This window comes from Amycolatopsis orientalis (assembly GCF_000943515.2).
Taxonomy (GTDB): domain Bacteria; phylum Actinomycetota; class Actinomycetes; order Mycobacteriales; family Pseudonocardiaceae; genus Amycolatopsis; species Amycolatopsis orientalis.
This window is the reverse complement of the sequence record NZ_CP016174.1, coordinates 1,456,572-1,471,309: the sequence shown is the minus strand read 5'-3', so window position 1 is coordinate 1,471,309 and position 14,738 is coordinate 1,456,572. Positions and strand designations below refer to the sequence as shown.

Genomic DNA, 14,738 nt, shown 5'->3' with positions numbered 1-14,738 from the left:
ACTCAGCCACGGCTCCGCGCTCCCAGCACCGGCTGCCCGCCCGTCCCGCCGCGGAATTCCCTGTCCCACGGCCAGTTCCCGTGCTCGTCCTCGTAGACCAGTTGCAGGGCGCGGAAATCGGAGCCGTACAGGAGGACGGCGGTGAGCAGGTGCGCCGACGGCGTGCCGAGCGGGACGACCTCGAACGCGGGCCATCCCACCGCCGCCGGCAGCACCTCGCCGGGTTCCGGCGGCCCCGACCGGACCACCTCCTGGGCGAAATAGTTCAGCAGCTGTCCGGATCTTCGCTCTCTCAGGCCGGTGACGACCAGTTCCGGCAGCCCGGCGTCGGTGAGCCCGACCGTGTAGGCGAAGCCCGGCTGGGCGGCCGCGCGCTCGACGGTCTGCACCATCCAGCCGTACTTCCGGATCAGGGGACGGACCTCTTCGACGAGGTAGTCGTCGCGGGTCTTCCCGGGGTTGTCGCAATGCCAGCACATCGGCACTCCTCCAGTCGTCGAATTCGATGATCGACACTGTGCACCGGGGCACCGACAAAAACCGACGGCTCGGAAGCCCGAGCTCCACTTCCGACTCGACGGCGACGTGATGAACGGGACTTTCCTTGCAAATTCCGCAAGGAAAGTCCCGTTCATGACATCACCGGCGAGAAAAGTGCCGCGCGGGACTTGACACACCGCTATGCGGATGGTTCAAGATAGAGCGGCGACCACCGCGGAACCGAGTTCGGCGGTGGTGGACTTCCCGCCGAGGTCAGGGGTCCGGACGGCACCCTCCTCGAGCACCTTCTCCACCGCCGCGTGAATATCTTGTGCCGCAACGGTTTCCCCGAGATGGTCAAGCAACATCGCCCCGGCCAGGATCTGCGCCACCGGATTCGCGATGCCCTGTCCGGCGATGTCGGGAGCACTCCCGTGCACCGCCTCGAACATGGAAGGAAATTCACCGGAAGGATTGATATTGCCCGAAGGCGCCATTCCGAGCCCGCCCGTCACGGCCGCCGCCAGGTCGCTCAGGATGTCGCCGAAGAGATTGGAAGCGACCACGACGTCGAGCCGGTCCGGCGCCTGCACCATCCGCGCGGCGAGCGCGTCGACATGGCATTGTTCGGCTCGCACGTCCGGATACTCCGAAGCGATTTCGGAAAAGATCTCGTCCCAGAACGGCATCGAGTGAATGAGCCCATTGGACTTCGTCGCCGAGCAGACCCGTCCCGTCCTCGTCTTCGCCAGCTCGAAGGCGTAGCGGATGATCCGCTCCACCCCGACCCGCGTGAACACGGATTCCTGTAAGACGAACTCGTTTCGCTGACCACGATTGTGCCTGCCGCCGATCTCCGAGTACTCGCCCTCGGAGTTCTCGCGGACGATCACCATCTCCAGCTCTTCGGCGTCGCGGCCGGCCAGTGCCGAGGTCGTCCCCGGCAGCAGCCGGACCGGCCGGAGGTTGACGTACTGGGTGAACGCACGGCGCACCGGAATGAGGAGGCCCCACAACGAGACATGGTCCGGGACGCCGGGGAAGCCGACGGCACCGAGGAAGATCCCGTCGAACCGGGAAAGCTGCTCGATACCGTCCTCGGGCATCATCGAACCGGTCTTGGTGTACCGCTCACAGCTCCAGTCGAATTCCTTCCAAGACAAGGAGAAACCATGTGACGCCGCCGCACGGTCGAGGACCTTGCGAGCCTCGACCGTGACATCGACGCCGATCCCGTCGCCGGGAATGCTGGCGATCCGGTAAGAATTCCCTGCTCGAGAATTCCCTGCTTGAGAAGTCCCTGCTTGAGAAGTCACAGAGCCACCGCGATGTACTTGGTCTCGAGGAACTCGTCGATGCCGACGGTGCCGCCTTCGCGACCGAGCCCGGACTGCTTGATCCCACCGAACGGTGCCGCCGGGTTCGAGACCAGTCCCTGGTTGAGGCCGATCATGCCGGCTTCCAGCCGTTCCGAAACCCGCAGCGCCCGCTTGAGATCGGAGGTGTACACATAGGACACGAGACCGAATTCGGTGTCGTTCGCCGCCGCGATGGCCTCGTCCTCGCTGTCGAACGGAGTGATCGGGGCGACCGGCCCGAAGATCTCTTCCGACGCCAGCTTGGCTTCCTTGGGCACGTCGGTGAGCACCGTGGCCTGATAGAAGTTGCCTGGACCGTCCACAGTAGACCCACCGGTGAGGACGCGCGCGCCTCGATCGACGGCGTCGGAGACGAGGCCGCTCACCTTCTCGACCGCGGCTTCGTCGATGAGCGGGCCGACGACGACACCTTCCTCGGTGCCCCGGCCCATCGGCAGGGCCTCCATGCGCTCGGTGAGGCGGCGGGAGAACTCGCCGACGATGCCTCGCTGGACGTAGAAGCGGTTCGCGGCCGTGCAGGCCTCGCCGATGTTGCGCATCTTGGCGGTCATCGCGCCTTCGATCGCCGCGTCGAGGTCGGCGTCCTCGAAGACCAGGAAGGGCGCGTTGCCGCCGAGTTCCATCGACGTGCGGAGCACCTTGTCCGCGCACTGTTCCAGCAGCTTCCGCCCGACGCCGGTGGAACCGGTGAAGGACAGCTTCCGGGCGCGGCCGTCCCGGATCAGCGGTTCCATCACGCCGCCGGAGTCCGACGTCGTGAGCACGTTCAGCACACCTTCCGGCAGGCCCGCTTCGGCGAGGATCGCCGCGAGGGCCAGCATCGAAAGGGGGGTTTGCGCGGCGGGTTTGATGACCATCGTGCAGCCGGCCGCGACCGCGGGGCCGATCTTGCGGGTGCCCATCGCCATGGGGAAGTTCCATGGCGTGATCAGCAGGGACGGCCCGACGGGCTGCTTCGTCACCAGGAACCGGCCGGTCCCGTTGGGCGCGACGGCGTAACCACCGTCGATCCGGACGGCCTCCTCCGCGAACCAGCGGAAGAACTCGGCCGCGTAGGTGATCTCGCCCTTCGACTCCGCGAGCGGCTTGCCCATCTCGAGGGTCATGAGCAGCGCGAGTTCGTCGGCGCGCTTCACGAGCAGCTCGTAGGCGCGGCGAAGGATCTCACCGCGTTCGCGCGGGGCGACGTTCGCCCAGTCGGCCTGCGCGGCGACGGCGGCGTCGAGCGCGCTGACGCCGTCCGCCGGTGACGCGTCGGCCACCTCGCACAGGGCTTCGCCCGTTGAGGGGTCGAGAACGGGGAAGGTCTTCCCGTTCGCCGCGGGCACCCACTTCCCGCCGATGAACAGTTCCTTGTCGACCGCCGCGACTACGCCGGCCTCACTGATCGAGGTCATCCCAACGCTCCTCCATGTTGTCCCGAACGCCATGCTATGGATATTGTCAACAATCGACAACAGCTCAGCCGACCTAGGAGCGCAGCCCATGGCCCAGCTATCACCGCTGCTCAAGCAGGCAACGCCGGTCGTGGTCGACCACGGTGAAGGGGTGTACCTCTACGACACCGATGGCAAACGTCACCTGGATTTCACCGCCGGTATCGGCGTGACCAGCACCGGCCACTGCCACCCGCATGTGGTGAGCGCCGCGCGGGAACAGATCGGCAAGCTCATCCACGGCCAGTACACGACGGTCATGCACAAGCCGATGCTGGAGCTGACCGAGAAGCTGGGCGGCGTCCTGCCGAAGGGCCTGAATTCCCTCTTCTACGCGAACTCGGGCAGCGAGGCTGTCGAGGCGGCGCTCCGGCTGTCGCGCCAGGCGACGAAGCGTCCCAACGTCATCGTCTTCCAGGGCGGGTTCCACGGCCGGACGGTCGCGGCGGCGACCATGACCACCTCGGGGACCCGGTTCAGCGCCGGGATCTCGCCGCTCATGTCGGGCGTGCACGTCGCCCCCTTCCCCTACGCCTTCCACTACGGCTGGGACGAGGAGACCGCGACGAAGTTCGCCCTGCGGGAGCTCGACTACCTGTTCGCGACGGTCTGCGCGCCGAACGAGACGGCCGCGTTTTTCATCGAGCCGGTGCTCGGCGAGGGCGGGTACGTCCCGGCGAACACCGAGTTCCTGGCCGGTCTTCGGGAACGCGCCGACAAGCACGGCATCCTGCTGGTGATGGACGAGATCCAGACCGGCTTCGGCCGGACGGGCAAGTTCTGGGGTCACGACCACTTCGGGGTGCGCCCGGACATCGTGCTCATCGCGAAGGGACTCGCGAGCGGGTTCCCGATCTCGGGCATCGCCGCGTCGGAGGAGTTGATGGCGAAGGCGCTCCCCGGTTCGCAGGGCGGGACCTACGGCGGCAACGCGGTGGCCTGCGCGGCGGCGATCGCCACGCTCGAGGTGATCCAGCGGGAGGGGCTGGTCGAGAACGCCGCCGAACGCGGACGGCAGCTGCTCGAAGGGGTGCGCGTGATCGCGGACAAGTCGCCGTCGATCGGCGACGTCCGGGGGCTGGGGCTGCTGGTCGGTTCCGAATTCACCACCCCGGACGGCGAGCCGGACACCGCGAAGGCCCAGGCGGCGCAGAAAGCCGCGTCCGCCAACGGGCTGCTGCTGCTGACCTGCGGGGCGTACATGAACGTCGTCCGGATGGTCCCGCCACTGGTCGTCAACGCCGAGCAGGTGGACGACGCCCTGCGGATCTGGGGCGACGTCGTGGCGGGGGTCGAGTGATGGCCCGCTACATCACGATCACCCTCGACAAGCGCGGGGTGTCCTGCCGGGCCCGGCTGCTCGACGCCGAGGCCCCGCGGACCTGCCGCGCGGTCTGGGACGCGTTGCCGCAGAGCGGTTCCGCTTACCACGCGAAGTACGCGCGGAACGAGGTCTACACCCTCGTGCCGCCCTTCGCCGAGCCGAAACCCGGCCGCGAAAACCCCACGGTGACCCCGATCCCGGGCGATGTCGTGTACTTCGGCTTCGAGGCGTGGGAGATCGGCAACCCGGCGTACGGCTACGACGAGGGCAGTGAGGCGCACAGCGACCAGGGCGCGACGGACCTCGCGATCTTCTACGGCCGCAACAATCTGCTGATCAACGGGGACGCGGGCTGGGTGCCCGGCAACGTGTTCGCGACCATCGAAGAGGGGCTGGCCGAAATGGCGGAAGCCGCGCAGGATCTCTGGCTGCGCGGAGTCGAGGGCGAGACGCTTTCGTTCGCACGGGCGTGAAACCCGTGGGCGGTAAGGGATCCTCCCCTCACCGCCCACGGGCCGGCACGCCTCCCTGGCTTACTGTCGTTCGCCTTCGAGCCGGTATTCGACGCCGCCGACCTCTCCGCCGCGCTGGTCGACCTGGGTCACGTGGACGGTGTACTGCCCACCCTCCGCTTCGGCTCCGGCGGTGAAGTTCAGCCTGGCGTCGACCTGTTCGCCCGACTTGAACGTCAGTCCGCCGATCCGGGCCCGCTGCGGGTTCACGATGGCCAGCTCGGTCTCGCCGACACGTTCGATTCCCTCACCCTTCGCGCCGCCCGCCCGCCAGCGTGCGGCGAGATCGGGACCGAGGTCGATGGTGATCCGCCCCGGGCCGGTGAACGGCCTGCCCGGCTGGGTGAAGACGAGGTCGCCGACCGTGGTGGGATCGGGACCGTCCCAGCCGAACACGATCGGCCTGAGCTGCGGAATCTTGATCTTGAACGGGATCACGTTCACGTTGTGCCAGGCGAGGTTGTTGTTGTTCCGCGTGTTCGTGGCCGTGCTCAGGCCCTCGGTCGGCAGATCGGTCGGTGACAGCCACCGGGCCAGCAGGCAGAAGTGCGAGCCGAACGGCACCTTCCACGGGATGACGACCCGTTTGACGCCGTAGGGCACGCTCACGTCGGTGGCCGAACCGATGTAGTTCCACTGGCTCGACCATTGCGCCACGGTGCCTTGTTTCGTGTAGTAGAGCTGCAGCGTGCCCTTCTCGAGCGCGTCCCCGTACGGGCCGGGATTGTTCAGGAAAACGTGGATGTAGGCGGTGCTTCCCTGGACGACCGGCTGGTCGGCGGGGCACGGGGTGCCCGGCGAGTTGCACACCCGGATGTCGGGGCTGGAGTAAAGCGAACCGGTCGAGGGCTCGAACCCGACGTCGGACGTGTTGTCGCGGATGAAGACGTCGGCGCGACCTTCCGGTGCGGCTTGCACGGCCGGTGCGACGCCCGCGAACAGCGTCGCGACCGCCAAGACGGCCGAGGCGAGCAGCGTTCGGCGGCGGCGCTGATTCCTGAGGATCATGGTCCCTCCTTGGGCGGAACATTCGATCCACCGACCGTCGGCCAAGCCGGTTGTGGCGGGGTTGTCGAGATCGTGTGCCCTAATCGGCCGATTTGAGTGGGTCTTGACCCGGATACGCTCACCGGGGTCACCAGCCGGAGGGAGCGGGGGTGCCCGGGCCAGGGGAATTACGGGTGCTGGGCCCGGTCGAAGCGATCGGCCCCACCGGGCGGGCGGAGCTCCACGGCGCCCGCCAACGAGCCGTGCTCGGCGTCCTCGCCCTGCACGCGGGCACGGTCGTGCCGATCCCGCGGCTGGTCGACGTCCTCTGGGGCGAGGACCCGCCCCGCACCGCGGTGAAGACCCTGCACAGCCACGTCGCGAGGATCCGGCAGGCGCTGGAGGACTGCGGATTCCCGCCGGTACTGCTGACCCGTAAACCCGGGTACGTCCTCACCGTCGCGCCGTCCTCGGTCGACGCTCTCCGCTTCGAGGAAACACTTCGTGCCGCCAAGGGGAACGCACCCGGCCAGGCGGTCACGGCGTTGCGCGAGGCGCTGCGGCTCTGGCGTGGCGAAGCGTTCGCGGACGCCGAACTGGACGGCTGGGGGCTCCGGGAGGTCGAACGCCTCCAGGAACTGTGGCTGTCCGCTTGGGAAGAACTCCTGCACGCGGAACTCCGGCTCGGCGACCACGAAGAAGTCGTCCGGGAACTGCCGCGGCTGCGGGCCGGGCACCCGTACCGCGAACGGCTCGCCGCGCTGCACATGCTCGCCCTGCATCGCTGCGGCAGGCACGCCGAAGCACTCGAAACCTTCCAGTCCGTGCGCCGGGGACTGGCCGAGGAGTTCGGCGCCGATCCCGGACCGGAACTGGTCGAACTGCATACGGCGATCCTTCGCCGCGCACCCGAACTCGACGCTCCCGCCCGCGGCACGGCGCCCGCCCAGCTTCCCGCCCGCGTCGGGCATTTCACCGGACGACAGCAGGAACTCGCTTCGCTGGACCGGCTCCTCGACGAACCCGAGCCACCGGTCGTGGTCATCTCCGGCGCGGCCGGGATGGGTAAATCCGCGCTCGCCGTGCAGTGGGCGCACCGTATCGCGGACCGTTTCCCCGACGGCCAGCTCTTCCTCGACCTCGCCGGGCACGACCCGCGCGAGGCCGTCTCACCCGGCGACGCGCTCGCACATCTGTCGCGTGGACTCGGCCTCCCCGACGACCGCCTGCCCGACGCGACGGCCGAACGCGCCGCGCTCTACCGCTCGCTGCTGCACGGCAGGCGGTGCGTGATCGTCGCGGACAACGCGGGCGGCGTCGACCAGATCCTGCCTCTCGTCCCCGGAACGGCGAAGGCGATGCTGATCGTGACCAGCAGGCAGACCCTCGCCGCACTCGGCAGCAGGCACGCCGTCCACGTACTCGCCCTCGACGCGCTGGCCGACCCGGAATCGATGACCCTGCTCACCCGGGTACTGGGTGCCGATCGAGTCGCCCGCGAACCCGGGCAGGCGGCGCGGCTGGCCAGGCTGTGCGACGGGATGCCGCTGGCGCTGCGGATCGCGGCCGCGCGCCTGACCGGTGAGCCGAACCGCCCGATCGCGGACCTCACCCACGAGCTGACCGGCGCCGGCCGCTTGGAAACCCTTGCCGTGCAAGGAGATTCCCGAACTGTCAAAACCGTGCTCGCAAGCGCGTACCTGCCGTTGGACCACGCTTCGGCACGGGTGTTCCGGCTCGCCGGGTCGACTCCGGGGACGTCGTTCGGTTCGGCGCTCGGAGGCGCGCTGTGCGGGGTGTCCGCCGAAGCGGGCCGGACCGCGTGCGCCGCGTTGTCCGCCGCGCATCTGATCACCCCGGACGGACCGGACCGCTATCGCTTCCACGATCTGATCCGCGAATTCGCCGTCGCGTGCGCTCGCGCCGACGAAACGACGTCGAGCCGCGCCGAAGCGGCGGACCGGCTGATCGACTGGTATCTGCACGTCGCCGCCGAGGCGAACCGGATCATCGACCCGAACCGCGACCTGGTCACCCCGGCGCTGCGCCATCCCGCGCCCGAGCGGCCGTTCCCGGCGGAAAGGCGTGCGGCACTGGCGTTCCTGGGTGCCGAACGCGCGAATCTACTGCCCGTGGTGCGCTTCGCGCGCGAACACGGCCGCAACACCGCCGCCTGGCAGCTCACCTACCTGCTCACCAGTTTCTACGACACCACGGGCGGCTGGAACGAGCGCATCGGCCTCTGCCGCGAGGGTGCCGCGGCGGCCGCCGAACTCGCCGATCCCTTGGCGGAAGCGGAAATGCTGCGCGCGCTGGGCGCGGCCTACTTCATGACCCGCCGGCTGACGGACGCGCTCGAAACCAACGCCCGTGCGTTGAAGGCCGCCCGTGCGGCGGGTGATCTCGAAGGCGAAGGGCATATCCACAACAACACCGCGAACGCCTACGCCGCGTTGCGCCGGTTCGACGAGGCCATCAGCGCGTACCGGCTCGCGGTAGAGCGGTGCACCGAGGCGGGCAACCGGCTCGGGCGCGCGCTGTCGCAGCGCAACCTCGGCCATGCCTACATCCGCCGCGGCCAGGCGATCGACGGTCTCGCCCCGCTGGCGGCGGCGCTGGAGACGTTCCGCGAACTCGGCAACGCCCGGCTGGAGGCCGCCACCCTGGACACGCTCGGCGAGGCCTACGGGGAACTCGGCGATCACGAGGTCGCGCTGGAGCATCTCGGCAAGGCGCTGGCCGCGTCCCGGGCGATCGGAGACCGGTGGCAGGAATGGGAATCGCTGCTGCACGCCGGCCAGGTCCACCTTTCCCGCCGCGACTTCCGGGCCGCCCGGGACGATTTCGATCAGGCCCTGGTGATCAGCCGGGACGTCGGTAACCGGCACAGCGAGGCGGCCGCGCTCGACCGGCTCGGCCGCGCCCACCTCGGGCTCGGTGATCTGGCCGCCGCGCGGGAGAACCTCGAACACGGCCTCGCGGTCCGGGCCGGGGTTCCCGATCCGTATGAAGAGGCTCACCTGCGCCGCGACCTCGGTGATCTCGAGGCGCGATGCGGCGACACGGCCGCCGCGGCCACCCACTGGGCCCGAGCGATCGAGCTGTACCGGCGGGCGAACGCGACGGCCGAGGCCGATCTGGTCACCGGCCGGGGCTGATCACCACCGTCGAGGTCGCGTACACGAGCTTGCCGTCCGACGGTTCGAAGAACTCGACCCGCGCCTTTCCCGCCTGATCCGGCAAGACCGTGAACTCGGCGTATCCCCTCGTCTGCCCGGGCTGGAAGACCACGACACCGTCCTTCACCGGCACATGGCCGGAACCTTCGGTGCGATAGCGGATCGTGAGTGGTCCCGCCAGCCACGGCCGGGAGAGCACGACCGGCACCTTGCAGCCGCCGCCCTGGGCGAAGGCGGGCGGAACCGACCAGCAGATCTCGCCTTCCTGCGTGGTGGCCAATGGTGCGGTCTTGACCGCGTCGTCGTCGGCCACCCAGGCGACGCCGACGCTATGGCCGATCCGCAGGCCCTTCGCATCGGACAAGCGGAGGGAGAACATCTCGTCTTCTTCGACGCCGGAATCGGCGCGGACCCGGACCGGCACGGTCTGGGTGACCGTCCTGCCCGACCAGACGAGGGTGCCGGCGCTCGGCAGGTAATCGACGCTTTCCTTGGCGATGAACGCCGGATCGACCGGCGAGCCGTTACCTTCGATCGTCCGGTATTCGACCGAACCTTGCGGCGCGCATCCGCCGTCGGCGATCGAGACGGTGAAGAAGAGGGTGGTGTACCCGGCGCTCGTCCCCTCGGCCTGGCTGACGCCGCTGACGTTCACCACGGGCGCCGTACAGCCCGCCTGCCCGCCCGCGGCCGTCGGTACCGCGAGCCCGAACAGGACCGCGAGCGCCGCTCCCAGCGTCGCGATCCGTCTCATTCTTGGTCCCATCGAGCGTCCACCCCTTCCGGCGGGCCGCCGCGGCCCGCTGCGACATGGGTAACCGAGTGAGGTTGTCGCGAGGTTGTGACCACGGGACAACAAACATGAAAAGGATTCATAGCCGTCGCCGTCCACTACGTACTACGCTTCGGTAACCAGGCAATGAAGCGCGAGGAAGGGCTGCCGATGGGCGATGTTGCGGCACGGTTCGCCGAGATCGTCGGGGACACGAATCTGCTGGCCGGTGAGGCGATCCCCGAGGACTACGCACATGACGAGGCGTTGACGGCCGCCCCGCAGCAGCCCGCTTACCTGGCGAAACCGGGAAGCGCCGAAGAGGTCGCCGAGCTACTCAAGGCGGCGGCTGAGTTCGGCGTGCCCGTCACCGCGAGAGGGTCGGGCACGGGGCTCTCCGGCGCCGCACGGCCGAGCGCGGACGGCATGGTGATCTCCTTCGAGCGGATGAACGCGATTCTGGAGATCGACGCCGAGAACCACGTCGCCGTCGTCCAGCCCGGCGTCACACTCTCCGAATTGGACGAAAAGGCCGCGAAGGCCGGGCTCGGCTACACCGTCTATCCCGGGGAACTGAGCGCGAGTGTCGGCGGCAACGTCGGGACGAACGCGGGCGGGATGCGCGCGGTCAAGTACGGCGTCACGCGGCACAACGTCGTGGGCCTCCAGGCTGTGCTGCCGACTGGCGAGATCATCCGCACCGGCGGCAAGACCTCGAAGGTGTCGACCGGGTACGACCTGACGCAGCTGATCATCGGTTCCGAAGGCACGCTCGCGATCGCGACCGAGGTCATCGTGAAGCTGTACCCGCGCCTGCCGCACGGCGCCACGGTGCTCGCCCCGTTCGAGACCTTCGACGAGGTGATGACCGTCGTACCGAAGATCATCTCCACCGGGCTCGCGCCGCATATTCTCGAATACATCGACAACCTGACCCTCGCCGCGATCAGCTACAACGAGAAGCTCAGCCTCGGCGTGCCGGACTCCATCCGCGACACCGCGCAGGCGTATCTGGTGGTGGCGCTGGAAAACCGAGACAACGACCGGTTGCACGCCGACATCGAGGAACTCGGCGGCATGCTGGGCGAGCTAGGCGCGATGGACGTGTACGTGCTCGAAGGCAACTCGGCGCGCAAGCTCATCGAGGCCCGCGAGAAGGCGTTCTGGACAGCCAAGTCGGTCGGGGCCGACGACGTCATCGACGTGGTGGTCCCGAGGTCCGCGATGCCGGAGTTCCTGCGGAAGACCAGGGAAATGGCGCTGTCCCGCGAGTCGGGCGCGCTCGGCTGCGGGCACGCCGGTGACGGCAACGTCCACCTCGCCATCTTCTGCAAGGACCCGAACAAACGGAAGCAGCTGCTGACCGACATCTTCGCGCTCGGCATGGAACTCGGCGGAGCGATCTCCGGCGAGCACGGTCTCGGGACGACCAAGTCCGGCTATTTCCTCGAACTAGAGGACCCGGCGAAGATCGCGTTGATGCGCCGGATCAAAGAGAGCTTCGACCCGGCCGGGATCCTCAATCCCGGCGTTCTTTTCCGTGAGAGGGCTTGAAAAGTGAGTGAGATGAACGGCGCCCAGTCCCTGATCCGCACGCTCGTCGACGCCGGCGTCGACGTGTGCTTTTCCAATCCCGGCACTTCGGAAATGCACTTCGTCGCCGCACTCGACACCGTGCCCGAGATGCGCGGGGTGCTCGGCCTGTTCGAAGGCGTCGTCACCGGCGCCGCGGACGGGTACGCGCGGATCGCCGGCAAACCGGCGGCCACACTGCTGCACCTCGGCCCGGGTCTCGGGAACGGGCTGGCGAACCTGCACAACGCGCGCCGGGCGCACACCCCGATCGTCAATGTGATCGGCGATCACGCGACCTACCACAAGCAGTACGACGCCCCGCTCGAATCGGACATCGAGGCCGTGGCCGGTTCACTCGACGGCTGGATCCGCCGCTCCGAGCACACGAAGGACGTCGGCGCCGACGCGGCCGCGGCGGTGGCCGCGTCGCAGGACGCCCCCGGACAGGTGGCGACGCTGATCCTCCCGGCCGACGCGTCCTGGGGCGAGGGCGGCGAGATCTGCGCGCCCATCCCGCCGCGGATCCCGCAGGCCGTCGACGCGACGACGGTGAAGAACATCGCCGAGGTGCTGGCCAGTGGCGAACCGGTCGCGCTGCTCGTCGGCGGCAGCGGCTGCCGCGAGGCCGGGCTGCGCGCGACCAGCCGGATCGCCGCCGCGACCGGGGTGAAGGCGTTCGTAGAGACGTTCCCCGCGCGACTGGAGCGCGGCGAAGGACTGCCGACGATCGAGCGGCTGGGCTACCTCGCCGAGCAGGTCGCGTACCAGCTCGACGGGATCAAGCACGTGATCATCGCCGGGACGAAGGCGCCCGTGTCGTTCTTCGCGTACCCGGGCAAGGCGAGCGACCTGGTGCCCGAAGGCGCGAAGGTCCACGTGCTGGCCGAAGTCGGGCAGGACGTCCCTCGTGCCCTGAACGACGTCGCGGAGCTGGTCGCGGCCGAGACGGAGCCGGTGCTTCAGGAGGCATCGCGGCCCGCGCTGCCGTCCGGGCCGCTCACGCCGCAGAACTGGGTCGACGTGATCGGCGCGCTGCTGCCGGAACGCGCGATCATCGCGGACGAGGCGAACACCTCCGGTCTGCTGCTGCCCGCCGCGACCGCGGGTGCGCCGCGGCACGACGTGCTGACCCTGACCGGCGGCGCGATCGGCTACGGAATGCCCGTCGCGACCGGTGCGGCCGTCGCCGCGCCGGACCGGCCGGTGATCAACCTGCAGTCCGACGGCAGCGCGCTGTACACGATTTCCGCGTTGTGGACGCAGGCTCGGGAAAATCTCAACGTCACCACGGTCCTGCTGAACAACCGCGCGTACGCGATCCTGCGGCTGGAGCTGCAGCGCGTCGGCGCGGACGCCAGCGGCCCCAAGGCGAACGAACTGCTCGACCTTTCGCGGCCGGACATGGACTTCGTCAAGATCGCCGAGGGGATGGGCGTTCCGGCGACGCGGGCGACGACAGCGGAGGAACTCGCCGAGCAGTTCCAGCGTGCGCTCGCCGAACCGGGACCGCATCTGATCGACGCGATCATCCCGCCGCTGTTCTGAGCGGAGCGACGGGGTAGCGCGCCAGGAAAGGTCCTTTCCTAGCAAATTTTGCGAGGAAAGGACCTTTCCTAGCGCGCGGGGGGTTAGTGGGCCGAGGCGACCAGGGGTTCGGGGTGGCGCTGTTTCGGGACGAAAGCGGTCAAGACGAGGCCCAGAAGCGCCGCGCCGGCGGCGACCACGAAGCTCAGCCGGAATCCGGTCGCGGACGGGACGGAGACGCCGCCGACGGTGATCGCCAGTGACGAGAGCATGGTGGCCATCACCGCGCTGGACGTCGAAGTGCCGACGGAGCGCATCAGCGAGTTCAGCCCGTTCGCGGACGCGGTTTCGGTGACCGGGACCGAGCCCATGATCAGCGCGGGCATGGCCGCGTAGGCGATGCCGACCCCACCGCCGATGATGATCGACGCCACGATCAGCTCGAAGGCGTTGTCCATCAGCACCGTCGCGAAGAGGTACCCGGCCGCGATGGTGACGGCGCCGCTCATCAGGGTGGTCCGCGGTCCGTACCGCTCGATGAGCCGAGCCGAGACCGGGGACAGCAGGAACATGACCAGCCCGTTCGGTGCCAGGCAGAGCCCGGCCTGCACCATCGTCAGGCCGAGGCCGTACCCGGTCGAGGCCGGAGCCTGCAGCAGCTGCGGGAACGACAACGCCAGCGAGTACAGCGCGAACCCGATCATGATCGACGCGAGGTTGGTGAACAGTACCGGCCGCCGTGCGGAGACGCGCAAGTCCACCAGCGGGTCGCGGCGCCGCAGCTGGTAGAGGCCCCAGACCAGCAGGATCGCCACCGCGACACCGGCGAAGCCGAGCGTGCGGACGCTTCCCCAGCCCCATTCGCTGCCCTTGACGATCGGCAACAGCAGGCAGACCAGCCCGGCCGTCAGCCCGAGTGCGCCGAGGTAGTCGAACGGCGCGGGTGTCTTCAGCGGCGACTCCGGGATCACGAACAGGATCAGCAGGCCGCAGACCAGGCCGAGCCCAGCCGACGCCCAGAAGAGGACGTGCCAGTCGGCGTTCTGCGCGACCAGCGCCGACACGGGGAGCCCGATCGCGCCGCCGACGCCGAGCGTCGAACTCATCACGGAGATCGCGGCGCCGACGCGTTCGGGCGCGAGTTCGTCGCGCATGATGCTGATGCCGAGTGGGATCGCGCCCATCGCGCAGCCCTGCAGGCCGCGGCCGACGACCATCAGCGCGAGCGAACTGGTCAGCGCGGACACCACCGAACCGGCGACCAGGAAACCCAGGCTGATCAACAACAACCGGCGCTTGCCGTAGAGATCGCCGAGCCTGCCGCTCACCGGCATCACCACGGCTCCGGCGATCAGGGTCGCCGTCACCACCCATGACGCGTCGGCCGGGGTCGTGGTGAGCAACCGGGGAAACGCCGGGATGAGCGGGACGACGAGCGTCTGCATGAACGAGGCCACCAGCCCGCAGGTGGCGAGCACGACGACGAAGAGCCGGGGCGAAGGTGCCCGGCCTACCGGATTCACCATGCGCGTCCCATGATCCGACCTTACACAGCGCCTCCCTCCATCGT

General features: G+C 68.8%; 11 protein-coding genes. 5 read left to right on the top strand and 6 right to left on the bottom strand.

Annotated features, from left to right (window positions below; all coding sequences use genetic code 11):
• Positions 1–2: 2 nt before the first annotated feature.
• The 3 genes from SD37_RS07075 to SD37_RS07065 form a co-directional block, all read right to left on the bottom strand.
• Entirely contained in the window at positions 3–479 is a 477-nt protein-coding gene (locus SD37_RS07075; protein ID WP_037306736.1) for a DUF4262 domain-containing protein, read from the bottom strand.
• Between the two features lie 213 nt (positions 480–692).
• Positions 693–1,796 (bottom strand): tartrate dehydrogenase, encoded by a 1,104-nt coding sequence (locus SD37_RS07070; protein WP_044852368.1) that lies wholly within the window; start codon positions 1,794–1,796, stop codon positions 693–695.
• Positions 1,793–3,256, bottom strand: a complete 1,464-nt coding sequence (locus SD37_RS07065; protein WP_044852367.1) for an NAD-dependent succinate-semialdehyde dehydrogenase — start codon at positions 3,254–3,256, stop codon at positions 1,793–1,795. Before SD37_RS07065 ends, SD37_RS07070 begins: the two co-directional genes overlap by 4 nt.
• 88 nt (positions 3,257–3,344) lie before the next feature.
• Between SD37_RS07065 and SD37_RS07060 the strand changes: the two genes are divergently transcribed.
• Positions 3,345–4,595: an aspartate aminotransferase family protein gene (locus tag SD37_RS07060; protein ID WP_044852366.1), complete on the top strand. Its 1,251-nt coding sequence runs from the start codon at positions 3,345–3,347 to the stop codon at positions 4,593–4,595.
• Complete coding sequence (locus SD37_RS07055; RefSeq protein WP_007033814.1) at positions 4,595–5,092, top strand: DUF3830 family protein; 498 nt, start codon at positions 4,595–4,597, stop codon at positions 5,090–5,092. Before SD37_RS07060 ends, SD37_RS07055 begins: the two co-directional genes overlap by 1 nt.
• Before the next feature lie 60 nt (positions 5,093–5,152).
• Here SD37_RS07055 and SD37_RS07050 read toward each other — a convergent pair whose 3' ends face one another.
• Positions 5,153–6,139 (bottom strand): hypothetical protein, encoded by a 987-nt coding sequence (locus SD37_RS07050; protein ID WP_044852365.1) that lies wholly within the window; start codon positions 6,137–6,139, stop codon positions 5,153–5,155.
• A gap of 149 nt (positions 6,140–6,288) precedes the next feature.
• Between SD37_RS07050 and SD37_RS07045 the strand changes: the two genes are divergently transcribed.
• On the top strand, positions 6,289–9,276 hold the full coding sequence (locus SD37_RS07045; RefSeq protein WP_236725281.1) for a BTAD domain-containing putative transcriptional regulator: 2,988 nt from the start codon (positions 6,289–6,291) through the stop codon (positions 9,274–9,276).
• Here the strand turns inward: SD37_RS07045 and SD37_RS07040 are convergent.
• Positions 9,260–10,051: a Calx-beta domain-containing protein gene (locus SD37_RS07040; RefSeq protein WP_044852363.1), complete on the bottom strand. Its 792-nt coding sequence runs from the start codon at positions 10,049–10,051 to the stop codon at positions 9,260–9,262. The two genes, SD37_RS07045 and SD37_RS07040, sit on opposite strands and share 17 nt — an antisense overlap.
• A gap of 189 nt (positions 10,052–10,240) precedes the next feature.
• Between SD37_RS07040 and SD37_RS07035 the strand changes: the two genes are divergently transcribed.
• Entirely contained in the window at positions 10,241–11,623 is a 1,383-nt protein-coding gene (locus SD37_RS07035) for an FAD-binding oxidoreductase (RefSeq protein ID WP_044852792.1), read from the top strand.
• Between the two features lie 12 nt (positions 11,624–11,635).
• Positions 11,636–13,189, top strand: a complete 1,554-nt coding sequence (locus SD37_RS07030) for an acetolactate synthase large subunit (RefSeq protein WP_044852362.1) — start codon at positions 11,636–11,638, stop codon at positions 13,187–13,189.
• Positions 13,190–13,272: 83 nt separating this feature from the next.
• Here the strand turns inward: SD37_RS07030 and SD37_RS07025 are convergent, their stop codons facing one another.
• On the bottom strand, positions 13,273–14,694 hold the full coding sequence (locus SD37_RS07025; protein WP_044852361.1) for an MFS transporter: 1,422 nt from the start codon (positions 14,692–14,694) through the stop codon (positions 13,273–13,275).
• Positions 14,695–14,738 lie beyond the last annotated feature (44 nt).

Coding starts and splice junctions, on each gene's coding strand:
- SD37_RS07030 (WP_044852362.1), top strand. CDS start 11,636: ATGAACGGCGCCCAGTCCCTGATCCGCACGCTCGTCGACGCCGGCGTC.
- SD37_RS07040 (WP_044852363.1), bottom strand. CDS start 10,051: ATGAGACGGATCGCGACGCTGGGAGCGGCGCTCGCGGTCCTGTTCGGG.
- SD37_RS07050 (WP_044852365.1), bottom strand. CDS start 6,139: ATGATCCTCAGGAATCAGCGCCGCCGCCGAACGCTGCTCGCCTCGGCC.
- SD37_RS07065 (WP_044852367.1), bottom strand. CDS start 3,256: ATGACCTCGATCAGTGAGGCCGGCGTAGTCGCGGCGGTCGACAAGGAA.
- SD37_RS07025 (WP_044852361.1), bottom strand. CDS start 14,694: ATGGTGAATCCGGTAGGCCGGGCACCTTCGCCCCGGCTCTTCGTCGTC.
- SD37_RS07035 (WP_044852792.1), top strand. CDS start 10,241: ATGGGCGATGTTGCGGCACGGTTCGCCGAGATCGTCGGGGACACGAAT.
- SD37_RS07075 (WP_037306736.1), bottom strand. CDS start 479: ATGTGCTGGCATTGCGACAACCCCGGGAAGACCCGCGACGACTACCTC.
- SD37_RS07060 (WP_044852366.1), top strand. CDS start 3,345: ATGGCCCAGCTATCACCGCTGCTCAAGCAGGCAACGCCGGTCGTGGTC.
- SD37_RS07055 (WP_007033814.1), top strand. CDS start 4,595: ATGGCCCGCTACATCACGATCACCCTCGACAAGCGCGGGGTGTCCTGC.